The 22,474-nt window shown below is 69.4% G+C and carries 20 protein-coding genes; 11 read left to right on the forward strand and 9 right to left on the reverse strand.

The annotated features are described in order from the left end of the window. Positions 1–13 precede the first annotated feature (13 nt). From CGZ93_RS16740 to CGZ93_RS16750, 3 genes are all read left to right on the forward strand, one after another. Entirely contained in the window at positions 14–526 is a 513-nt protein-coding gene (locus CGZ93_RS16740; protein ID WP_094365295.1) for a hypothetical protein, read from the forward strand. Positions 527–680: 154 nt separating this feature from the next. After that, on the forward strand, positions 681–2,417 hold the full coding sequence (gene leuA / locus CGZ93_RS16745) for a 2-isopropylmalate synthase (RefSeq protein ID WP_094365296.1): 1,737 nt from the start codon (positions 681–683) through the stop codon (positions 2,415–2,417). Positions 2,418–2,495: 78 nt separating this feature from the next. Then, positions 2,496–3,029 carry a DinB family protein gene (locus CGZ93_RS16750; protein WP_094365297.1) on the forward strand — a complete coding sequence of 178 codons (534 nt, stop codon included), beginning with the start codon at positions 2,496–2,498 and terminating at the stop codon, positions 3,027–3,029. A 24-nt stretch (positions 3,030–3,053) separates the two neighbouring features. Here CGZ93_RS16750 and glpK read toward each other — a convergent pair whose 3' ends face one another. Then, a complete protein-coding gene (gene glpK, locus CGZ93_RS16755; protein ID WP_094365298.1) occupies positions 3,054–4,577 on the reverse strand; it encodes a glycerol kinase GlpK in 1,524 nt (507 codons plus the stop codon). Between the two features lie 43 nt (positions 4,578–4,620). Next, the gene (locus CGZ93_RS16760; RefSeq protein WP_094365299.1) at positions 4,621–5,421 is read right to left on the reverse strand and encodes an isoprenyl transferase; all 801 of its coding nucleotides are present in this window, start codon (positions 5,419–5,421) and stop codon (positions 4,621–4,623) included. Between the two features lie 41 nt (positions 5,422–5,462). On the opposite strand from CGZ93_RS16760, the gene CGZ93_RS16765 reads away from it, so the two are divergent. The 5 genes from CGZ93_RS16765 (at position 5,463) to CGZ93_RS16785 (ending at position 13,077) form a co-directional block, all read left to right on the forward strand. Further along, on the forward strand, positions 5,463–5,963 hold the full coding sequence (locus tag CGZ93_RS16765; RefSeq protein ID WP_176451816.1) for a nuclear transport factor 2 family protein: 501 nt from the start codon (positions 5,463–5,465) through the stop codon (positions 5,961–5,963). A 90-nt stretch (positions 5,964–6,053) separates the two neighbouring features. Further along, positions 6,054–8,528, forward strand: a complete 2,475-nt coding sequence (locus CGZ93_RS16770; RefSeq protein WP_094365301.1) for a phosphoketolase family protein — start codon at positions 6,054–6,056, stop codon at positions 8,526–8,528. Positions 8,529–8,660: 132 nt separating this feature from the next. After that, on the forward strand, positions 8,661–9,401 hold the full coding sequence (gene recO, locus CGZ93_RS16775) for a DNA repair protein RecO (protein WP_094365302.1): 741 nt from the start codon (positions 8,661–8,663) through the stop codon (positions 9,399–9,401). After that, on the forward strand, positions 9,388–10,983 hold the full coding sequence (locus tag CGZ93_RS16780) for a M1 family metallopeptidase (protein ID WP_094365303.1): 1,596 nt from the start codon (positions 9,388–9,390) through the stop codon (positions 10,981–10,983). The genes recO and CGZ93_RS16780 overlap by 14 nt, the downstream gene beginning before the upstream one ends. Before the next feature lie 57 nt (positions 10,984–11,040). Continuing rightward, complete coding sequence (locus CGZ93_RS16785) at positions 11,041–13,077, forward strand: hypothetical protein (RefSeq protein ID WP_094365304.1); 2,037 nt, start codon at positions 11,041–11,043, stop codon at positions 13,075–13,077. Here CGZ93_RS16785 and nadC read toward each other — a convergent pair whose 3' ends face one another. The 3 genes from nadC to nadA are packed head-to-tail and all read right to left on the reverse strand — an operon-like array spanning position 13,078 to position 16,683. Then, positions 13,078–13,983, reverse strand: a complete 906-nt coding sequence (gene nadC, locus CGZ93_RS16790; protein WP_094365305.1) for a carboxylating nicotinate-nucleotide diphosphorylase — start codon at positions 13,981–13,983, stop codon at positions 13,078–13,080. Continuing rightward, positions 13,980–15,644: an L-aspartate oxidase gene (gene nadB, locus CGZ93_RS16795; RefSeq protein ID WP_094365306.1), complete on the reverse strand. Its 1,665-nt coding sequence runs from the start codon at positions 15,642–15,644 to the stop codon at positions 13,980–13,982. The genes nadC and nadB overlap by 4 nt, the downstream gene beginning before the upstream one ends. 7 nt (positions 15,645–15,651) lie before the next feature. Continuing rightward, positions 15,652–16,683, reverse strand: coding sequence for a quinolinate synthase NadA (gene nadA / locus CGZ93_RS16800; protein WP_094365307.1), 1,032 nt, complete (start codon positions 16,681–16,683; stop codon positions 15,652–15,654). A gap of 78 nt (positions 16,684–16,761) precedes the next feature. Between nadA and CGZ93_RS16805 the strand changes: the two genes are divergently transcribed. Next, the gene (locus CGZ93_RS16805) at positions 16,762–17,487 is read left to right on the forward strand and encodes an NUDIX hydrolase (protein ID WP_229117545.1); all 726 of its coding nucleotides are present in this window, start codon (positions 16,762–16,764) and stop codon (positions 17,485–17,487) included. A 13-nt stretch (positions 17,488–17,500) separates the two neighbouring features. On the opposite strand, the gene CGZ93_RS16810 is transcribed toward CGZ93_RS16805, so the two are convergent. The 4 genes from CGZ93_RS16810 to CGZ93_RS16825 are packed head-to-tail and all read right to left on the reverse strand — an operon-like array spanning position 17,501 to position 20,539. After that, positions 17,501–17,935, reverse strand: a complete 435-nt coding sequence (locus CGZ93_RS16810) for a Fur family transcriptional regulator (protein ID WP_094365308.1) — start codon at positions 17,933–17,935, stop codon at positions 17,501–17,503. Beyond that, entirely contained in the window at positions 17,932–18,825 is an 894-nt protein-coding gene (locus tag CGZ93_RS16815) for a metal ABC transporter permease (protein WP_407643955.1), read from the reverse strand. Before CGZ93_RS16815 ends, CGZ93_RS16810 begins: the two co-directional genes overlap by 4 nt. Then, positions 18,813–19,613, reverse strand: coding sequence for a metal ABC transporter ATP-binding protein (locus tag CGZ93_RS16820; RefSeq protein WP_229117546.1), 801 nt, complete (start codon positions 19,611–19,613; stop codon positions 18,813–18,815). Before CGZ93_RS16820 ends, CGZ93_RS16815 begins: the two co-directional genes overlap by 13 nt. Beyond that, the gene (locus CGZ93_RS16825; protein WP_094365309.1) at positions 19,604–20,539 is read right to left on the reverse strand and encodes a metal ABC transporter substrate-binding protein; all 936 of its coding nucleotides are present in this window, start codon (positions 20,537–20,539) and stop codon (positions 19,604–19,606) included. The genes CGZ93_RS16820 and CGZ93_RS16825 overlap by 10 nt, the downstream gene beginning before the upstream one ends. Positions 20,540–20,627: 88 nt before the next feature. Between CGZ93_RS16825 and CGZ93_RS16830 the strand changes: the two genes are divergently transcribed. Continuing rightward, positions 20,628–20,924: an antibiotic biosynthesis monooxygenase family protein gene (locus CGZ93_RS16830; protein WP_094365403.1), complete on the forward strand. Its 297-nt coding sequence runs from the start codon at positions 20,628–20,630 to the stop codon at positions 20,922–20,924. Between the two features lie 122 nt (positions 20,925–21,046). Then, positions 21,047–22,444 (forward strand): glycine--tRNA ligase, encoded by a 1,398-nt coding sequence (locus CGZ93_RS16835; RefSeq protein WP_094365310.1) that lies wholly within the window; start codon positions 21,047–21,049, stop codon positions 22,442–22,444. The last annotated feature ends 30 nt before the right edge of the window (positions 22,445–22,474 follow it).

Genomic DNA, 22,474 nt, shown 5'->3' on the forward strand with positions numbered 1-22,474 from the left:
TACAGTGGATCCGATGACCCGGATCGTGCTGCTGAGAGCCGTGCTGCCGGCCTCGCTGGGGCTGGCGCTGCTGCAGGCGACCCTCGGTTGGCCGCTGACCAGTCAGACGAGCAACCTGATTCGGGTGATCGGTTTCCTGGTCTGGTTCGGCGCGGTTCTCGGGGCCCTGCTGCTGGGGCAGCGTACGCCCGACCCGCGCCGGGCGCGCCCGATCGACTGGGTGCTGATGGCGTCGGCTGCGGTGCTGCTGGTGCTCGCCATCACCGGCACCGGGCAGTTGGGCGCCCCGCCCCAGGCGCAGGTGGCGATCGCCGTCGTGCTGTTGGGGCTTCTCGTGTGGCGGCTGGGTGAGCGCTGGATCTCAACGGCAGCGGCAAACGCTGGGATATTGGTGCTCGGCTGCGGACTGGCTGGCCTGCTGCTGGCGTTCACCCCGTTGCGCGGCTGGACCGGACTGGTCGCCGGAATGGCCGGCGGAGGCGTACTGCTGTGTCAGGGGCTGTGGTCCGCGGTGCGGACCCGCTGATCGCCCGTCGCGGCCAGATCGGTTAGAGTGCTGCCGTGGCTTGGCAGGTTCTCCTCCTCCGGTGCCGCAGCGAGGTCCTCTAGGGGTGGCCTCCTCGCTGCGGAGTTCCGTGCGCCTCCCGCCGACTCCACCAACTAGCGAGGAATCAGAACCCATGAGCAACACCCAAGGAACCCAGCCCAAGTCCAAGCCGGTCCAGCAGCCCAGTCCGATGCCGTTCGGGCGCTATCACGCCTTCCAGCCCGTCGACGTACCGGATCGCACCTGGCCGACCCGCAAGGTCACCGAGGCTCCGCGCTGGCTGTCCACCGACCTGCGCGACGGCAACCAGGCGCTGATCGACCCGATGACCCCGGCCCGCAAGAGGCGCATGTTCGACATGCTGGTGCGGATGGGCTACAAGGAGATCGAGGTCGGTTTCCCGTCGGCGTCGCAGACCGACTTCGACTTCGTCCGCCAACTGATCGAGTCCGACGCGATCCCCGAAGACGTGCACATCTCGGTGCTCACCCAGGCCCGCGAAGACCTGATCGAGCGCACCGCCCAGTCGCTGGTCGGCGCTCACCGGGCCACTATCCATCTCTACAACGCGACCGCCGAACTGTTCCGTCGCGTGGTGTTCAACATCGACGAGGCCGAGTGCATCGCGCTGGCCCGCCGCGGCACCGAGATGGTGATGAAATATGCCGAGGAGTATCTGAACGACGTCGAGTTCGGTTACGAGTACTCCCCGGAGATCTTCACCCAGACCCCGACCGACTATGCGATCGAGGTGTGCAACGCGGTCTCCGACGTGTGGCAGCCAGACGCCGACCGGGAGATCATCTTCAACCTGCCGGCCACCGTGGAGATGTCCACCCCGAACACTTACGCCGATCAGATCGAGTACTTCATCCGCAACGTGCGCGATCGGGAGAACGTGTGCGTCTCGCTGCACCCGCACAATGATCGCGGCACCGCCGTCGCCGCCTCCGAGCTGGCGATGATGGCCGGCGCCGACCGGGTCGAGGGCTGCCTGTTCGGGCACGGCGAGCGGACCGGCAACGTCGACCTGGTCACCCTGGGGATGAACCTGTTCAGCCAAGGCATCGACCCGAAGATCGACTTCTCCGACATCGACGAGATCCGTCGCACCGTGGAATATTGCACCAACCTGCCGGTGCACCCGAGGCACCCGTACGCCGGCGACCTCGTCTACACCGCCTTCTCCGGCTCGCACCAGGACGCGATCAAGAAGGGCCTGGAAGCGCTGGAGAACAAGGCGAAGGCGCTCGGCAAGTCGATGCACGAGATCGACTGGGAGGCCCCCTATCTGCCGATCGACCCGCACGACGTGGGCCGCACCTACGAGGCCGTGATCCGGGTGAATTCCCAGTCCGGGAAGGGCGGGATGGCCTACATCATGAAGTCCGAGTATCGGATGGACCTTCCGCGCCGGCTGCAGATCGAGTTCGCCCGGGTGGTGCAGGCGCACACCGACACCGAGGGCGGCGAGGTGCCCGGCGAGGTGATCTGGAACATCTTCCAGTCCGAGTATCTGAACAAGCCCGGGCCGCTGCGGCTGGAGCGGGTGCGCTCGGAGAACAACGGCCAGACCCATATCGAGGCGGCCGTCGTCGTTCGGGACAAGGAGCAGAACGTCGCCGGTGAAGGAAACGGGCCGGTTTCCGCCTTCGTGGACGCCATCTCCTCCCTCGGCTTCGACGTGCGCGTGCTGGACTACAGCGAGCACGCGCTCTCGTCCGGCGGCGACGCCCAGGCGGCGGCGTACGTCGAGTGTGAGGTCGGCGAGGGGGACGAGGCCGAGGTGGTGTGGGGGGTCGGTGTCGACGCCAACATCATCAACGCCTCGCTCAAGGCGGTCTGCGCGGCGGTGAACCGGGCCGGCTGAGGCGTACGCCGGCTCCTCGCCCTGCAGGAAGTGGACCTGAGGACGTGATCTGTCCTCATTGTCATCGAGACTGGTGACATGAGCGAAATCGAAGAACTGGTCGAGACGCTGGCCCGGCACCGCGGCTTCCTGCTGCAGACGGCCGAGGGGCTAAGTGAGGAACAGGCACGCAGCCGCAGCACGGTCAGCAAGCTGACCGTGGCTGCGCTGCTCAAGCACGTCGCCGACACCGAGGAACAGTGGATGCACTTCGCGGTCGAGGGCGCGAACGCGTTTCAACAGGTGTACAACGAGGACGTCGACTGGGACCGGGTCGAGGCCAAGTCCGCGGAATCGGCCGACCTCGAGGACCCCCGTTTCGTGCTCGAGGAGTCGGAAACCCTGCCAGTACTGCGGGAACGGGTGCTCGCGGTGGGTCGTACGACGGCCGAGATCTTGCGTACCGCGGACCTGGACTCGACCCATCCGCTGCCCGAGGCGCCCTGGTTCGAGCCGGGCGTCAGCTGGTCGGTACGCCGGGTCGCGATCCACATGCTCGCCGAGATCTCACAGCACGCCGGCCATGCCGACATCATCCGGGAGGAGATCGACGGTCAGCGCACCATGGGCTGACTCGTGCTGGCCGGTCGCCAAGGTCTAGTTGGTGTCCTCGTCCACCCAGTCGAGGGTGCGCTCGACCGCTTTGTTCCACTGGCGGAACAGGCGTTCGCGCTCCTCGTCGGGCATCTCCGGATCCCAACGGCGCCCCTCGGCCCAGTTGTCCACCACGTCCTGCTCGGACCAGAATCCGACCGCGATACCCGCGGCGTACGCGGCGCCGAGTGCGGTCGTCTCGATCACCTTCGGGCGGATCACGGGTACGCCGAGTTGGTCGGCCTGGAACTGCATCAGCAGCTCGTTCGCGGTCATTCCGCCGTCCACCTTGAGCTCGGCCAGATCGGTGCCGGAATCGGCCTGCATCGCCTCGACCACCTCGCGGGTCTGGTACGCCGTCGCCTCCAGTGCGGCGCGGGCCAGGTGTCCCGAGTTCACGAACCGGGTCAACCCGACGATCGCGCCGCGGGCATCGTCGCGCCAGTGCGGGGCGAACAGGCCGGAGAAGGCGGGCACGATGTAGGCACCGCCATTGTCCTCCACACCGCGGGCCAACGACTCGACCTGGCTCGTATCGCTGAACAGGTTGAGATTGTCGCGCAACCACTGCACCAGCGAACCCGCCACCGCGATCGATCCCTCCAGGGCGTACACGGGGTCGGAGTCGCCGATCTGGTAACAGAGCGTGGTCAGCAGCCCGTTCTCGGAGCGGACGATTTCGTTGCCAGTGTTGAGGATCAGGAAGCACCCCGTGCCGTAGGTGTTCTTGGCCGTGCCGACCTCGAAACAGGCCTGGCCGAAGGTGGCCGCCTGCTGGTCACCCAGGATGCCCGCGAGCGGTACGTTGGTGAGGAATCCACCCTTGCGGCCGACGCCGTACTCCTCAGCCGAGGAACGGATCTCCGGCAGCATCGACAACGGGATGCCCATCGCCTCGGCCACGGATTCGTCCCACTGCAGGGATTTCAGATCCATCAGCATGGTCCGCGAGGCATTGGTCACGTCGGTCACATGGACGCCGCCGTCCGTGCCGCCGGTGAGATGCCACATCAGCCAGCTGTCGATGGTGCCGAGAGCGAGGTCGCCGGCTTCGGCACGTTCCCGGGCGCCGTGGACGTTGTCCAGGATCCATTTCACCTTCGGCCCGCAGAAGTAGGTGGCCAGGGGCAGCCCGCAGATGTCCTTGAACCGGTCGGCTCCCTCGTCGCCAGCGAGCTCACGGCAGATCGCGCTGGTGCGCGTGTCCTGCCAGACGATCGCGTTGTAGACCGGCTCACCGGTCTTGCGGTCCCAGACCACGGTGGTCTCCCGCTGGTTGGTGATGCCGACCGCCGCCAGATTGTCGGCGTTCAGGCTGGCTCGCGACAGTGCCAGTGCCACCACTTCGCGAGCATTGCGCCAGATCTCCTCCGGATCGTGCTCCACCCACCCGGCGCGGGGGAACAACTGCCGGTGCTCCAGCTGCCCGGTGGAGACGATCGATCCGTTGTGGTCGAACACGATCGCCCGGGTGCTCGTGGTGCCCTGATCGATGGCCAGGACGTATTTGCTGTCGTGTTGCGTCATTGCATCTCTCCGGTGGCTCGAAGTGGACGACCAGCGTAGTGAATCAGGAGACCTGGTTGGGCAGGGCTCCGCCATAGCGGCGATCGCGCCGGGCAAAGGTCTCGATCGCCTGCCACAGGTTGCGCCGATCCCAGTCGGGCCACAGGGTGTCGGAGAAGACCATCTCGGCGTAAGCCGACTGCCAGAGCAGGAAATTCGAGAACCGCTGCTCACCCGAGGAGCGGACGAACAGGTCGACATCGGGGATCCCCGGCTCGTCGAGAAACTGCCGGAAGCGATCCTCGGTGAGCCGGGCGGGGTCCAGTTTTCCCTGCCTGGCCAGCTCGGCGACCTGCCGGGCGGCGTCCACGATCTCGGCGCGGCCGCCATAGTTGACGCAGAACTGCAGGGTGAGCGTGGTGTTGTGTTTGCTCTGTTCCTCGGCGACCTCGAGTTCCTTGATCACCGACCCCCACAGGCGCGGGCGGCGACCGGCCCAACGGACGCGTACGCCGAGGTCGTCCAGCTCGTCACGGCGCCGGTGGATCACGTCGCGGTTGAACCCCATCAGGAACCTCACCTCGTCGGGGGAGCGCCGCCAGTTCTCGGTGGAGAACGCGTACACCGACAGGTGGCGTACGCCGATCTCGATCGCCCCCTCGATCACGTCGAACAGCACCGCCTCACCGGCCTCGTGACCCCTGGTCCGGGGCAGGTTGCGTGCCTTCGCCCACCGCCCGTTGCCGTCCATCACGATCGCCACGTGGTTCGGCACCAGCTCGGCCGGCAATTGTGGCGGGAGGGCCCCCGACGGATGGGGCGTCGGCTGCCGCCGGGCGGGTCGGGAGGATGGTTTCGGGCTCACCCGACGAGCCTAGCCGAGCGGGCGAGGCGCATAATGGAGCCATGGAGTTGCAGACCGACACCGTCACCCACCGGTTTGCCGCCGCGGATCAGCGTGCAGATCTCGCCGCCATCGGCGAGTTGCTGAGCGAGGACTGCGTCCTCGATTCCCCGATCACCGACGCCTTCGTGTTCGAGGGGCGTCGGTCGGTCCTGGCGGTGTACGCCGCCGCGTTCGAGCTGTTTCGCGACATCCGGGTGCACACCGTGCTGGCCGATGAGGAGACCGGGGCCTTCTTCATCACCGGGAGGCTCGACGGGATCCGGTTCGAGGAGTGCCAGCTGCTCCGCATCGCGGACGGCGAGGTGTGCCGGATCACGATGATCGGTCGTCCGGTGCCCGCCCTGCTCCGGGTGATGGCCAGGATCGGGGCGCCGATGCAGCGCCACGGGCTGCTGTCACCGGTGGCCGCGGTGGTGGGCGGCGGCGTGCGCCCGATTGCGGATCTGCTCCGGCTGGTCGAGCAGCACGTGCTGCCGCGGCTGCGACCTCGCCGGCTCTGAGCCGAGGCTGGGGCCGCCACGGCCGCTTCGGGCGTGGGTACTAGGTTGGGGGGAAGGCACGGACTTACAATCCTGATCCCGGGAGCGACCATGACCGAACCCACACCCAACCCCACGCGCAACGCCTGGACCCGCCGCGACGCGGTCACCGAGGACCCCGTCAGCGAGCAGCAGCTGACCGCGATCGACCACTGGTGGCGAGCCGCCAATTATTTGTCGGTGGGACAGATCTATCTGCTGGACAACCCCCTGCTGCAGACCGAGTTGGCGCCGGAGCACGTGAAACCGCGGCTGCTCGGGCACTGGGGCACCACCCCCGGGTTGAATTTTCTCTACGCCCACCTGAATCGCGCCATCATCGAGCGCTCGCTGAACGCGTTCTATCTGACCGGGCCCGGGCACGGCGGGCCGGGTCTGGTCGCGAACACCTGGCTCGAGGGAAGCTACAGCGAGACCTACCACGACATCACCCGCGACGCCGACGGGATGCGGCGGCTCTTTCGGCAATTCTCCTTCCCCGGAGGGATTCCCTCGCACGTGGCACCGGAGACCCCCGGATCGATCCACGAGGGCGGTGAGCTCGGGTACGCCCTCTCCCACGCGTACGGGGCCGTGTTCGACAACCCGGACCTGCTGGCCTTCGCCGTGGTCGGCGACGGCGAGGCGGAGACCGGTCCGCTGGCCACCTCCTGGCACTCCAACAAGTTCCTCAATCCGGTGCACGACGGGGTGGTGCTGCCGGTGCTGCACCTGAACGGGTACAAGATCGCCAACCCGACCGTGCTGGCGCGGATCCCGGAGAATGAGCTGGTCGACCTGATGAAGGGATACGGCCACACGCCGTATCTGTTCACCACCGACGGCACCGATCACGCCGAGGCGCATCAGCGGTTTGCGGGGCTGCTGGACGAGGTGCTGGACCACATCGCCGACATCAAGGCGACCGGGGACCAGGAGCGGCCGGCCTGGCCGATGATCGTGTTCCGTACGCCGAAGGGCTGGACCGGTCCGAAGACGATCGACGGGAAGGTGACCGAGGGCTTCTGGCGCTCCCACCAGGTGCCGCTGTCGAACGCCCGGGACACCCCGGAACACCTGCAGGACCTGCGCGAGTGGTTGGAGTCCTATCGGGCTGAGGAACTGTTCGACGACTCCGGCGTACCGACCGCGTCGATCGACTCGTTGGCGCCGGAGGGGACGCTGCGGATGGGGGCCAACCCGCACACCAACGGGGGCGTACTGCTGCAGAACCTGCGGCTGCCGGACTTCCGCGACTTCGCTGTCGAGGTCGAGGATCGAGGGCTGCCGATGGGGGAGGCCACCCGCACCCTCGGCAAATATCTGACCGAGGTGATCCGCCGCAACCCGGACAACTTCCGGATCTTCGGTCCCGACGAGACGGCGTCGAACCGGTTGCAGGCGGTCTATGAGGCGACCGACAAGCAGTGGGGCGCGGAATATCTGCCGGTCGACGAGGAGGATCATCTGGCGCGGGCCGGTCGGGTGATGGAGATGCTGTCGGAGCACCAGTGCCAGGGCTGGTTGGAGGGTTATCTGCTCACCGGGCGGCACGGGATGATGAACTCCTATGAGGCGTTCATCCACATCGTCGACTCGATGTTCAACCAGCACGCGAAATGGTTGAAGGTGACCAACCACATCGAGTGGCGTCGCCCACTCGCATCGCTGAACTACCTGCTGTCCTCGCACGTGTGGCGCCAGGACCACAACGGGTTCTCGCACCAGGATCCGGGGTTCATCGATCACGTGGTGAACAAGAAGGCCGACATCATCCGGGTCTACCTGCCGCTGGACACCAACACGCTGCTGTCGACCTGGGACCACGTGCTGCGCTCGCGGCAGTACGTCAACGTGGTGGTGGCGGGCAAACAGCCGACCCCGAGCTGGCTGCCGATGGACGAGGCGATCAAGCACTGTACGCGGGGACTGGGCATCTGGGACTGGGCCGGCACCGAGGAAGCGGGCACCGATCCCGACGTGGTGCTCGGCTGCGCCGGTGACGTGCCCACCCTGGAGGTGTTGGCGGCCGCGTCGATCCTGCGTGAGCACATCCCGGACCTGAAGGTGCGGGTGGTGAACGTGGTGGACCTGATGCGGCTGCAGGACGAGAAGGAGCACCCGCACGGTCTGAGCAATCGCGACTTCGACACCCTGTTCACCGCCGACCGGCCCATCATCTTCGCCTATCACGGCTATCCGTGGCTGATCCACCGGCTGACCTATCGGCGGGCGGGTCACGGAAACCTGCACGTCCGCGGTTACAAGGAGGAGGGCACCACCACCACGCCGTTCGACATGGTGATGCTGAACGATCTGGACCGCTATCACCTGGTGATTGACGTGATCGACCGGGTACCGGGGCTGGCCACGAGGTATGCCGGGTTGCGCCAGCAGATGCAGGACGCCCGACTGGACGCCCGGGCGTACACCCGGGAGCACGGCGAGGACATCCCCGAGGTCGCAAAATGGATGTGGGGCGACGCCGGGGATTCCCCGCAAAGCCCTGCCGACGGCACCGCTGCCACCGCCGGGGACAACGAATAGCCAACGACGTGTCAGCAGTTGTGCACAGTGGCCCTGCCGCCACTGTGGAATCTCCGGGCACACCCCTGACAAGTTGGGTGAGCGCGGGCGTGGTGGGCGTACGCCGATTGCGCGGTGGGGGAGAATCGCAGGGTGCCGACGTACCGAGACACTGCGGTGGTCCTGCGCACCCACAAGCTGGGGGAGGCGGACCGCATCATCACGCTGCTCTCGCGCAACAACGGCAAGGTGCGCGCGGCGGCGCGGGGGGTGCGGCGTACGTCGTCGAAGTTCGGCGCCCGACTGGAGCCGTTCAGCCACATCGACATCCAGTTCGTCACCGGTCGCAGCCTCGACATCGTCACCCAGGTCGAATCGCTGCACGCGTTCGGACGACCGTTGGCGACCGACTTCGCCGGGTACACCGCCGGTCAGGTGATGCTGGAGACCGCCGATCGGCTGGTGGTGGAGGAGCGGGAGCCGGCCATCCAGCAGTACCAGCTGCTGGTCGGGGCGCTGCGCGTGCTCGGCGAGGGCACCAGCGACGGGCACCGTCCGCCGGTCGTGGTGCTCGACTCCTATCTGCTGCGCTCCCTGGCGGTCGCCGGCTATGCGCCCAGCTTCACCGACTGCGCCCGCTGTGGGCGCTCGGGTCCGCACCGCGCGTTCTCGCCCTCGGCCGGGGGCATGGTGTGCGCCGGCTGTCGCCCCCCGGGCTCGGCCCACCCGCGCCCGGACACCATCCGCTATCTGACCGCCCTGCTCACCGGCGACTGGCCGGCCACCCGTGAGGCGACCCCCGAGGTGATCCGCGAGGGCAGCGGCCTGGTCGCGGCCTTCGCCACCTGGCACCTGGAACGCGGATTGAGGTCCCTGGCCCATGTGGAACGGTGACCGACCGCCGCACCCCGGCCCCCCGCAGCACTATCCGCCACACCAGAATTTCCCACCTCCACAACAGTTCCCGCCGCCCCAGCCCCTCGGTTTCCAGCAACAGCGACCCGATTTCCGGCCCCCGAGCAGCGGTGGTGGTCCGCGCTGGCCCTGGTTCGTCGGCGGGCTGACCGCGCTGCTCGTGCTCGGTCTGGTGGCGTTCCTGCTGCTGCGTCCGGGGCTGATTCCGCTCGGGCCGCTCACCCCGCCCGGGATCGCGGCCGACGGCGGCGACGGGGTGGGCGACCCCTATTTCCCGGAGGCGGGTGGGGGCGGCTATGACGCCCGCGGCTATCGGATCGAGGTCAGTTGGGACGAGGCGGCGGAGCGCCTGGACGGGGTCACCACCATGACTGCGGTCGCCACTCGCATCCTGGGCCGATTCCATCTCGATCTCGCTCTGCCGGTGCAGGAGGTACGCCTCGACGGCGCCGTTGTGCAGCACCAGCAGCAGGGCACCGACCTGAGCCTGACGGCGGCCAAGAACCTGCAACAGGGACAGGAGTTCCGGGTCGAGGTCCGCTACGGCGGCAACCCCAGGGAGGCCGGCAAACGGACCAGGGGAACCGTCTGGCAGCAGGACCGCGAGCTGCTGTTCGCCGACGAGCCGTTCGGTGCCCCGCTGTGGTTTCCCAGCAACGACCACCCCAGCGACCCGGCCACCATGGAGGTGATCGCCCGCGTCCCCCAGGACCTGCAGGCGATAAGCGTCGGCGCCCTGGTCAGCCGGGATGAGGCGAACGAACCCGACCACGACACCTGGCACTGGCGCAGCACCCAGCCGATGGCGACCTATCTGAACTTCCTCGCCATCGGGCCGTTCACCGTGATCGAGGGCCAGAGCGACGGCCGCCCCCACGTGTACGCCATCAGCAAGCAGCTCAACGGCCCGCTCGCCGCCGGCTGCGAGGCCGCGCTGCGGCGTACCCCCGAAACGGTCCGCCGTCTCGAGGAGATCTGGGGCCCCTACCCGTTCAGCGAGCTCGGCGGCGTGGCCACCTCGACCAGGGTCACCTGGGGTGCGCTGGAGAACCAGACCCGGCCCGTCTATCAGGCCGAGGCGCTGGCCAGAGATCCGGATCGGCTGCTCACCCACGAGTTGGCGCACATGTGGTTCGGCAACAACGTGACCGTGCGGGGCTGGAACGACATCTACATGAACGAGGCGTACGCCTCCTTCAGCGAGTGGGCGGTGGCCGAGCGACACGGCGGAACGCCAGCTAGGGACAAGCTCCGCAGCGCCTATCGTTCCGCGCCCGACCGGGTCTGGCAGGTGCCGATCGGCAACCCGGGTCCGAACGAGCTGTTCGGTGCGGTCTATCTCCGCGGTCCGATGTCGCTGCAGGCGCTGCGCAACGTGCTCGGGGACGAGCAGTTCTTCGCCCTTGGCCGGGAGTGGGCGACCGAGCCGGGCTCTCGTGGTGTGGCCGACTGGCAGCAGCGTGCCCAGCGCCGGACCCGGACCGATCTCGGCCCCTTCTGGCAGGCGTGGCTGATCGCCCGCGAGAAGCCCGCGGACACCCCCGCCAACGGCCTCGGCTGAACCCGACCACCCCGAGGCGGACGTTGACTGAGACGGCCCAGTGCTTCACTGGACCGCATGGAACAACCGCGTCCCATCGACAACCACCCCGACTCGGATCAGCCGCTGCGCGTCACCGCCGTCACCGTGTTCCGCAACGGGGTCGGCCAGTTCACCCACGAGGGAACGATTTCCGGTGACCGGGAGGTACGCCTGCAGGTCGCCCCCGAGGCCATCGACGACCTGCTGCAGAGCCTGCTGGTGGCCGACCCGGAGGGGTCCGCTCCGCAGGTGCGATTCCCGGCCAAGGATCCGCTGGAGCGGATTCTGGCCAGCTATTCCCTGGACCTGACCCACGCCGACACGCTCGGTCAGGTGCTCCGCCAGGCCCGGGGCGAGGCGGTCACGGTCACCTCCACCGAACAGCTGAGCGGCCGGATCATCGGCGTGGACACGGTGACCGACCCTCGAGGTCCCGAACAGACCTTCCTCGGGCTGAGCACCGCCAGCGGGTTGCGCCGGCTCGCGCTGGGTGACCTGCGTTCCATCCGCTTCGACGACGAACAGGTGCAGGCCGACCTCGACGCCGCGCTGGCGGCCGTGGCCGTCCACCGTTCCCGCGACGAGCGCGAGGTGGTGGTCCAATTCCGCGGCACCAGCGAGCGCCGGGTCAGTCTGGCCTACGTGCGCCCGATGCCGGTGTGGAAGACCGCCTATCGACTCAGTCTGACCGACGACGGGTACGCCGACCTGCAGGGCTGGGCGATCGTGGACAACCCGACCAGCACCGACCTGACCGAGGTCAGCGTCTCGGTGGTGGCCGGACAGCCGATGTCGTTCACCACCAACCTGGCCGAGCCGCGTCACGTCGACCGTCCCCGGGTCGACCCAGCCGTCACCGAGAACGTGGTGCCGACCGCCTATCGGCAGCGAGCCGCGCGCGCCATGGCGGCCCCCGCCCCGGCGGCGGTGCAGGGGGAGTGGATGAGCTCGGCCGATCTCGCCGCGCCCGCCTTCGCGGCGCCCCAGCGGGTGGGCGGCGGCTGGGGGCAGGAGCTGTCAGCCGACGTCCGCCCCGAGGCGGACGCCGCGCAGGTGGGGCTGGAGGTGGCGTACACGGTGCGCGAGCCGGTCAGCATCCCCCGCTATTCCTCGGCGATGATCCCCATCCTGGCCGAACGCTTCCCGGCCGCCCGGCTGTCGGTCCTCGATCCCACGGTGGACGCCGACCACCCGATGCGTGGATTGCTGCTGCGCAACGAGTCCGAACTGCAGTTGGCCGCCGGGCCGGTCACCGTCTTCGACGGCGGGTACGCCGGAACCGCAGAGTTGCAGGATTTCCTGCCCGGTGACCAGCAGGTGCTCACCCACGCCCGCGACCTGGCGGTCACCGTGCACCAGGGCGACGACCGGCCGGTGCAGCGACGCAACGAGACCGCCCTGGTGGACGGCATGGTGCGCACCACCACGACCCAGACCGCGGCCCTGGTGTTCGAGCTCGACTCCACGGCGGCGACCGACCGACTCGTGATGCTGATCGTCCCGGACGTCCCGGGAGCCGAGCTGCTGAGTGTCGGCCCGGAGCCGCTGCGTGAGGGAGGTCAGCGCCGTTTCGGGGTGTTCCTGCGTGGGCGCCGGGGAGAATCCGGCGGGGATGACCCCGAGTCGATCCCGGTGCAGGTCACCGGTGAGGCGGGGGAGCGGGTCAGCCTGGAGATCGCCGTCCGCACGGTGCAGCACCGGGACGTGGCGGTCGCCTCGGCGCCCGGGGTGCAGCTGCGGCTCTGCCTGGATCACGGCGAGCTGACCGAGCAGCAACGTGGCGTGCTGACCGATCTGGCCCAGGTGGCGGCCCAGCGGACCACGGTCGAGCAGGAGCTGGCCGAGGTGCAGCGCCACCGGGGACGCATCAGCGACGATCAGGAGCGGATCCGCGGCAACCTGAACAGCCTCGACCACAGTTCCCAGCTCTACCAGCGCTATCTGGCCACGTTGAACGGGCAGGAGGACGAGCTGGTCGAGCTGTGGGACACCGAGCAGCAGCTCGGCGAGCGACTGCAGCAGCTGTGGGCCCGCGGCACCGACCTCGCCCGGCAGCTGAGCCGGGCCCAGTGATCAGACGGGCCCGGTCCTCAGGTCCAGGCCCAGGTCGAGCACCGGCGCGGAGTGGGTGAGCGCGCCCACCGCGACGAAGTCGACCCCGCTGGCGCCGACCGCGGCCGCGTCCGAAAGGCTGAGCCCCCCGCTCGCCTCGGTGCGTACGCCGGCGGGTCGGCACAGCGCCACGGCCTCGGTCAGCTCCACCGGGCTCATGTTGTCCAGCAGCACCAGGTCGGCGCCGGCCTCGATCGCCTCGCGGACCTGGCCCAGGGTGTCGCACTCCACCTCCACCGGGACCGCTGGGGCGTACCGGCGGACCGCCGCGAAGGCGGCCGCCACCGACCCGGCGGCGGCGACGTGGTTGTCCTTGACCAGCGCCGCGTCACCGAGGCCCATCCGGTGGTTCACCCCACCGCCGCAACGGACCGCGTACTTCTGCAGGATTCGCAACCCTGGCACGGTTTTCCGGGTGTCCCGGACCCGGGTCCCGGTACCACTCAGCGCATCGGACCAGGCGGCGGTCGCCGTCGCCACCCCGGACAGCTGGCCGAACAGGTTGAGCAGGCTGCGTTCGGCGGTGAGCAGGCAGCGCAGCGGCCCGGTCAGGGTGAGTGCCACGTCACCGGGCCGGACCCGGTCGCCGTCGTGGGCGACCAGTTGCACCTCCACCCGCACGCCCTGCTGCTCGGCGAGGGTGTACGCCACCGCGGCCGCGACCGGTACCCCGGCCAGACAGCCGGGCCGACGGGCCACCACGTCGGCGGTCCCCGCCGCGTCCTGCGGAAGGGTCGCCAGCGAGGTGACGTCGGGGCCCCAACCGAGGTCCTCGGCGAGGGTCCGCCCCGCCACCTCCAGCACGTGGTCGACGGGGAGCCCCGCCGCGGTCAGCGCGTCGGTGACCTGCTCGGGCAGGGTGTTCATGCGGCGTACTCCTTCAGATCGGTGGTGATCGGTTCCCATCCGATGGCGAGGGATCCGTCGGCGTCCAGGGACAGCGTGCTGCGGCCGAGCCAGCGCGCGTCGGGTTCGGGGTGGTCGGCCCGGCGGTGGCAACCGCGCGACTCGGTACGCCGCAGCGCCGCGGTCGCGACGAGGGTGGCCAGCACCTGCAGGTTGGTCGCGGTCAGTGACTGGTCGTCGACGGGGCCGGGGCGGGTGGGCAGTCGGCGCAGGGCGCTCAGCGCCCGCGCCAGGCCCGGTCCGCTGCGGCGTACGCCCACCTCGGTGTCCATCAGCCGACGCAGAGGCGCCGTGGTCGCGGGCGACATCGCCACGCCCTGCCGGCGGGGGACCGGGGTCGAGCCGGTGCCCAGGGCGAACCGGTCGCCGACCAGCAGTCTGCCCACCCGATCACCGGCGACCAGGGCCTCGGTGACCGAGTTGGAGGCGAGCCGGTTGGCTCCCTGAACGCCGGTGCCGGCCACCTCGCCGACCGCGTACAGCCCGGGCAGCGAGGTCCGTCCGTCGAGATCGGCGGCCACCCCGCCGCACAGGTAGTGGGCGCCGGGGCGCACCGGGATCGGCTCGTTCACCGGATCCACGCCGCGCTCGCGGCACATCGCCAGGATCGCCGGGAAGTGATCGCGCCAGCGGCGTTCGCCGAACCCGGTGGCGTCCAGCAGGCACCCGTCGCTGCCGGTGCTCGCCATCCGGGCCTGCATGGCGGCGGCGACCACATCGCGCGGGGCCAGGTCACCCAGCGGATGGATTCCTTCCATCACGGGGTTTCCGGCGAGGTCGAGCAGGCGGGCTCCCTCGCCGCGGACGGCTTCGGAGACGAGTACGCCCCGGTCGCCCGGTCGGCCATGGCCGGGCGGCACCACCAGCAGGGTGGGGTGGAACTGGACGAACTCGAGGTCGCGCAGCACGGCCCCGGCGCGCAGGGCGGCGACCAGTCCGTCACCGGTCGCCACGGCCGGGTTCGTGGTCAACCCCCAGGCCTGACCGACTCCACCGGCGGCCAGCACGACGGCCCCGGCCAGCAGCTCCCCGACCCTGCCGTCGGCGTCCAGCACCCGTACGCCGCAGCACGCCCCCGCGGCGTCGGTCAGCAGGTCGACCAGCCGGGTGCCCGTGGACAACCGCACCACCGGATCGGGGCCAGACCAGGCGGCCGCCACCGTCGCGACCAGCGCCCGCTCGACCTCGGCCCCGCTCGAATCTCCGCCGGCGTGCAGAATCCGCCGGGCGTGGTGTCCGCCCTCGAGGTGCAGGTCGAGGGCACCGTCGGGGGTGCGGTCGAACTGCGCACCGAGTGCGATCAGCCGGCGGATCGCCGCCGGAGCCTGGTCGACCAGCTCGGCGACGGCCCGCGGGTCGCACAGACCGGCCCCGGCGGTGAGGGTGTCGGAGAGGTGCAGCTCGGGGTTGTCGTCGACCGACCAGACCGCGGCCAGCCCGCCCTGGGCCCATGCGGTGGCCGAGTCGGTGACCGCCGCCCGGGTGACCAGCTCGGTCGGGATCCCCGCCGCGGCCAGCCGCGCGCTGGCGGCCAGTCCGGCGGCGCCGCTGCCGACGACGACGACCGCGGTGCGGCGGCGCCAGGCCGGTGCGGTGGTGGGGAGTTCCGCTGCGATCCTCATCGTGGCCTCACTCCCCGCCGGCGGGCCGGCCGATGGCGACCATCCGCTCCACCGCACGCCGGGCCCGGGCGGCGAGGTCGGGGTCGACGACGACCTCGTCGGTGCCCTCGAGCAGGCTGCGCAGCACCTTGGGTGGGGTGATCTGCTGCATGAACGGGCAGGCGGCGCGCGGGTTGACGGGCCGGAAATCCGTGTGCTGGTTGACCTTTCGGAGCTGGTGCAGCATGCCGATCTCGGTCGCCACCAGTACCGTGCCGGCGCGGGTGGTGCGGGCCTGGTGGAGCATGCCACCGGTGGACAGCACGTGGGTGCGCTCGGCCGGCAGCTCACCGCGCCCGGCCAGCCAGAGGGCGCTGGTGGTGCACCCGCACTCGGGGTGGACATAGAGCTCGGCACCGGGGTTGGCCCGCACCGTCTGTTCCAGGTCGGCGGGTGAGATGTCGGCGTGCACGTGGCACTCACCGAGCCAGACCCGGATGTTGTCCCGTCCGGTGACTCGGCGCACGTGGGCGCCCAGGAACTGGTCGGGGCAGAACAGGATCTCGGTGTCCGTGGGGATCGAGCGGACCACGTCGACCGCGTTGGACGAGGTGCAGCAGATGTCGGTCTCCGCCTTCACCGCGGCGGTCGTGTTGACATAGGAGACCACCACCGCGCCCGGGTGCTCGGCCTTCCACGCCCGCAGCTGTGCGGCATCGATGGTGTCCGCCAGGGAGCACCCCGCGGTGGCGTCCGGGATCAGCACGCGCTTGTCGGGGGAGAGGAGCTTGGCGGTCTCGGCCATGAAGTGGACCCCGGCGAAGACGATGGTGCGCTGCGGGGCGGCAGCTGCGATCCGGGACAGCGCGAGCGAGTCGCCGACGTGGTGGGCCACGTCCTGGATCGCCGGCAGCTGGTAGTTGTGCGCCAGGATCACCGCGTCCTGCTCGTCCGCGAGTCGGCGTACCCGCTCCTGCCAGTCCCGCAGCTGGGTGGCGTCCCAATGGCGCCATTCGTCATCGGTGCTGAACCGATCGGTGTCGAGCTGGGTGGTGGTCATCATCGCTCCTTTTCGACTGTCGGACGAAAACCAGTTTGCGACTATTAGGCGGAAAATGCAAGCGCTAGGGTTCGGATCGTGGACGCGCAGGTGGATCGGTTCCGGCACGAAGCCCTCGCCGTGGTGCTGCAGGTGCGCGGCCTCGACCAGCAGGAACCGCGCCTGCAGGTGCTGCTGAAGCAGCGTCATCGCGATCCGTTCGCCGGTGCCTGGGCGCTGCCGAGCGGCCCGGTGGGAGCGGGGGAATCGTTGGGGGAGTCGGTGCGCCGACACCTGGCAGCCCTGATGCAGGTCCGCGAGCTGGCCCACCTGGAGCAGCTGGAGACCCGGGGAGAGGTCGGGCGCGATCCCAAGCAGCGCACGATCGCGACGGCCTACCTCGGGCTGGTGCCGTGGACCAGCGAGCCGGAATTGCCGCCCCGAGTCGGTTGGCATCCGGTGGACGCGCTGCCGGAGATCGCCTTCGACCACGCGGAGGTGGTGCGCGACGGCGTACGCCGGCTGCGATCGAAACTGTCCTACACCAACATCGCCTTCGCGCTCGCCCCGCAGCGGTTCACCCTGGCCGAGCTGAGGGACATGTACGCCGCCGCTCTCGATCGCAAGGTGTCGGTCACCAACCTGCAGCGGATCCTGCTGCGACGCGGTCAGCTGGAGTCGACCGGGGAGCAGCGCACCCAGCAGGGGCGCGGGGGCGGCCGGCCGGCGGGGCTGTTCCGGTTCACCGAGTCCCGGCTGCGGGTGACCGATCAGTTCGCCACGCTCCGTCCCGGGGGCGAGCGGTCCGCCCGGGCCAAGCCCTGAGTGGCTGAGCGGGTCAGTCGGGGCAGTTGGCGCAGAGCCCGAACAGCTCCAGCTCGTGACCGACGTCGCGGTAGGAGTGCTCGGCGGCCACCTTGCTGGCCCAGCGCTCCACCGTCGGGCCGGAGATCTCCACGGCCCGGCCGCAGCGTCGGCACACCAGGTGGTGATGGTGCTCGGTGGATTCGCAGCGTCGGTACGCCTGCTCGCCGTTGACCCGGATCACATCCAGTTCGCCGCTGTCGGCCATCGCCTGCAGCGTCCGATAGACCGTGGTCAGTCCGACGGATTCGCCGGCGGCGCGCAGCAGGTCGTGGGTCTGCTGGGCGGTGCGGAAGTCCTCGACCTCGGCCAGCAGGGCGGCGATGGCGGCCCGCTGGCGCGTCTTGCGCTGTCCGGGCTGGGCCGGTGCCGGGGTTCCGACGCAGGGGTCGATCGCGGGTGCGTTCATCGCGCAGATCCTTCCTGGGCAACAGATTCGGCGGGGCTGTGCAGACCGGGTTCCGTCGTGACGGTGGGTCGGGTACGCCGCTGGCGCAGCCGGGTCAGCGGCCACGACAGCACGAACACGCTGATGGCGAGCACCACGATCAACGCACCCGGCGCCACGTCGAGATAGAACGACCCGGCGGCACCGCTGACCGAGACGACCACCCCGATCACCATCGACGCGCCGAGCGCGGCGGCGAACCCGCGCACCAGGTTGCTGGCGGCGGCGACCGGGACCACCATCAGCGCGCTGACCAGCAGCAGTCCCACCGTGCGCATCGAGATCGTCACGGTGACCGCGGCCAGCACCACGATCAACAGGTTGTACGCCTGGACCCGCAGCCCCTGGGTGCGGGCGAAGTCCTCATCGGCGGTCACGGCGAACAGTTGCGGCGCCAACCCCACCGCGCAGCTGAGCACCACCACCGCCAGCGCCGCGACGAACCACACGTCGGCCGAGGACACCGTGGTCAGTGACCCGAACAGGTACTGCGCCAGCGCCCCGGCGCCCTGGCCGGCAACCCCGGCCATCAGCACCCCGGAGGCGAGGCCCCCGTAGAACAGGATGGCCAGACCCACGTCTCCGGTCGCTTTTCCCTGCTGGCGCAGCAGTTCCACGGCGATCGCACCGAGCACGGCGACCACGACCGCGACCGGGGTGGGGGCACTGCCGGTCATCAGTGCCAGCCCCACGCCCGCGATGGCGACGTGTCCGAGGCCGTCGCCGAGCAGGCTGAGCCGTCGCTGCACGATGTAGGTGCCGATCGCCGGGGCCATCAGTCCGGTGAGCAGCGCCGCGATCAGCGCCCGCTGCATGAAGTCATAGCCGAGGAGTTCGATCACCGCTGCCACTCCCGCTCCACTGCACCGTCCACCAGGGACAGCTCGGGTTCGCGGCCCGGTTCCTCACAGTGCGGATCGTGGTGATCGTGCCCCGCCGACCGCGGCGCACCGTCGTGCACCAGCCGCCCGTTGCGCAGCACCCACGCCCGGTCCATCATCCGATCCAGCGGCCCGAGGTCGTGCAGCACGACCAGCATGGCCATCCCCTGTCGCTTCAGCCCGTCAAGTACGCCGGTGAGCTCGGCCTGGGTGGGTAGGTCGACCCCGGCCATCGGCTCGTCGAGCACCATCAACCGCGGTTCGCTGGCCAGTGCCCGCGCGATCAGCGCCCGCTGCTGCTGGCCGCCGGAGAGCTCGCCCAGCTCCAGCCCGGCCTGGTCGCCGAGCCCGACCCGCTCGATGCACTGCTGCACCAGCCGGCGATCACGGGCCCGAGCGGGCAGCAGGGGGCGACGTTGCGCGAGTCGTCCCGACGCGACGACCTCGCGGACGGTGGCTCCCTGCAGTGAGGTGGCGGACCGCTGCGGCACGTAGCCGACCTTGGCCCAGTCGCGGAACCGCTGCTGCGGCGTACCGAACAGCGAGATCTGGCCGCGGTGGGGGACCAGGCCGAGCAGCGCCCGGACCAGGGTGGTCTTGCCGGACCCGTTGGCGCCCATCAGCGCCACCGCCTCGCCGGCGTACAGCTGTCCCGAGACCGACGACACCACCGCCACGCCGCCCAGGCTGACGCGGAGGTCGGTCAGGGTGACCACCTCGGTGGGTGAAGTCGGTCGGGTCTCGCGGGTCAGTTGCACTCGTTCGCAGCCTTGAGGGAGTTGAGATTCGATTTCATCACCTCAATGTAGTTGGTGCCGCGGGAATCCTTGGTCAGCCCTTCCAGCGGATCCAGCACGTCGACCTTGAGGCCGAGGTCGCCGGCCACCGCCTTGGCGACCTCGGGGGAGACCAGCGTTTCGTAGAAGATGGTCGTCACCCCGTGCTGCCGGGCCTCCTGCTGCACGCTGGCCACCCTGGCCGGCGACGGTTCCTCGTCGGGGCTGAGGTCGCGGATGCCGATCTGGGTCAGCCGGTAGCGGTTGGCGAGGTAGCCGAAAGCCGCGTGGGAGGTGATGAACTCCTTGCGCCTGCAGTTCGCCAACCCGGTCTGGAATTCCCGGTCCAGGTTGGTCAACTCTGTCTCGACGGTCTGCGCGTTCTGCGCGAACGTCGTGCCCTGTTCGGGTTTGGCGGCGCTCAGCTCCCTGCTGACGGCCTGGCTGATCTTGACCATGTTGGTGGGGTCCAGCCAGGCGTGCGGGTCGTTGGCCTCCCCGTGGCCGTGGTCATGCCCGTGGCCGTCATCGCCGCCTGCCTGGGGGGCGAGGGTGACCACGGTGGCCAAATCGAGGGCGCGCTTCGGCCGGGCCTGCTCGATCGCCCTGTCCACCGCCGGCTGGAATCCCTTCTGATAGACAACGACGTCGGCATCACTCAGCGAGGCGACCTGCCGCGGGGTGAGCTCGAGGTCGTGCGGCTCGGAGCCGGGCTGGGTCAGATTGGTCACCTTGGCGGACGCCCCACCGACCCGCTCGGCGGCGTACTGGAAGGGATAGAACGCGACCACGACCTTCAGCTGACCAGGCTGGGCCTTTCCGGGGTCGGCGCTGCCCCCGCCACACCCGGCCAGGAGGAGGACCGAGGTGAGGAGCAGGCTGCCGAGCAGGTGATGGGGCTTCCGCATGGGTCGATCCTGCCATTGTGCAGGTGAAAATCAAAATCAATAAGGAGTTCCCCTGCATACGCCGCCCGCGCCGAGTAGCGTGGGTGCGGTGATCGTGGTGAACCGTTTCCGGGCCGGCTCCGGGTTCGAGGCGCGGCTGGCGCCGGTGGTCGAGCTGCTCAGCGGCAGGGACGGGTTCGTCGACGCCGAGGTGGGTCGCAACCTGGACGAGCCCGACCTGTGGGTGCTGGTCACCCGCTGGCGCGATGTCGGCTCCTATCGCCGCGCCCTCGGGGGCATGGAGTCGAAGCTGATCGTGGTCCCGCTGCTCAGTCAGGCGATCGACGAGCCGTCGGCGTACGACGCCTCCGACGCGGTGGGGGAGAACCGGCCGCGCGGCAGCTGAGGCCTCGACGGGCTCGGCCGGCGGTGAAAGTCCGATAGCCTGTGCGATGGACCAGAAGCGGGTGCCAGCCGGGTGCCCGTGGGTCGTCCGCCACGGCGTACGACCATTCGAGGAGGAGAGACGTGGCCCCGACCAGCAAGCTCGACAAAGTCATCAACCTGTGCAAGGACCGCGGGTTCGTCTTCCCGTGTGGCGAGATCTACGGCGGTACCCGTTCGGCGTGGGACTACGGGCCGTTCGGCGTGGAGCTGAAGGAGAACATCAAGCGCCAGTGGTGGCGGTCGATGGTCACCTCCCGCGACGACATCGTCGGGCTCGATTCGTCGGTCATCCTGCCCACCAAGGTGTGGGAGGCCTCGGGCCACCTGAAGGCGTTCGTCGACCCGCTGATCGAGTGCAGGTCCTGCCACAAGCGGTTCCGTGAGGACCACCTGCAGGAGGAGTACGCGGAGAAGAAGGGGATCGCCAACCCCGACGACGTCGACATGGCGCTGATCGCCTGTCCGCACTGCGGATCCAAGAATCAGTGGAGCGAGCCGCGGCAGTTCAACGGGCTGCTGAAAACCTTCCTCGGACCCGTCGAGGACGAGTCCGGCCTGCACTACCTGCGGCCAGAGACCGCCCAGGGCATCTTCGTCAACTTCGCCAACGTGATGACCGCAGCCCGGATGAAGCCGCCGTTCGGCATCGGCCAGGTCGGCAAGTCGTTCCGCAACGAGATCACGCCCGGCAACTTCATCTTCCGCACCCGCGAGTTCGAGCAGATGGAGATGGAGTTCTTCGTCAAGCCGGGCAGCGACGAGGAGTGGCACCAGTACTGGATCGACGAGCGAATGGGCTGGTACACCGGCCTCGGCATCGACGCCGACAACCTGCGGCTCTATGAACACCCGCAGGAAAAGCTGTCGCACTATTCGAAGCGCACCGTCGACATCGAATACCGCTTCGGCTTCGTCGGCTCGGAGTGGGGGGAGCTGGAGGGGGTCGCCAACCGCACCGACTTCGACCTCACCACGCACGGTCAGCACTCCGGCAAGGACAAGCAGCTGCAGTACTACGACCAGCAGGCCAACGAGCGCTGGACCCCGTATGTGATCGAGCCGGCGGCCGGGCTGACGCGCTCGCTGATGGCGTTCCTGGTCGACGCGTACGCCGAGGAGGAGGCCCCCAACGCCAAGGGCGGCACCGACACCCGCACCGTGCTGAAGCTCGACCGTCGCCTCTCCCCGGTCAAGGCCGCGGTGCTGCCGCTGTCGCGCAACGAGGCGCTCTCGCCGAAGGCGCGCGACCTGGCCAAGCAGCTGCGGCAGCACTGGAACGTCGACTTCGACGACGCCCAGGCGATCGGGCGCCGCTATCGCCGCCAGGACGAGATCGGTACGCCGTTCTGCATCACCGTCGACTTCGACACCCTCGAGGACAACGCGGTGACCGTGCGCGACCGCGACACGATGGCGCAGGAGCGGGTGGGGCTGGACCAGGTCGAGAGCTACCTGGCCCAGCGACTGATCGGCTGCTGAGGGGTTCTCGCTGACCCTGCGGCCGGGGGA

Source organism: Enemella dayhoffiae (assembly GCF_002250625.1).
Taxonomy (GTDB): domain Bacteria; phylum Actinomycetota; class Actinomycetes; order Propionibacteriales; family Propionibacteriaceae; genus Enemella; species Enemella dayhoffiae.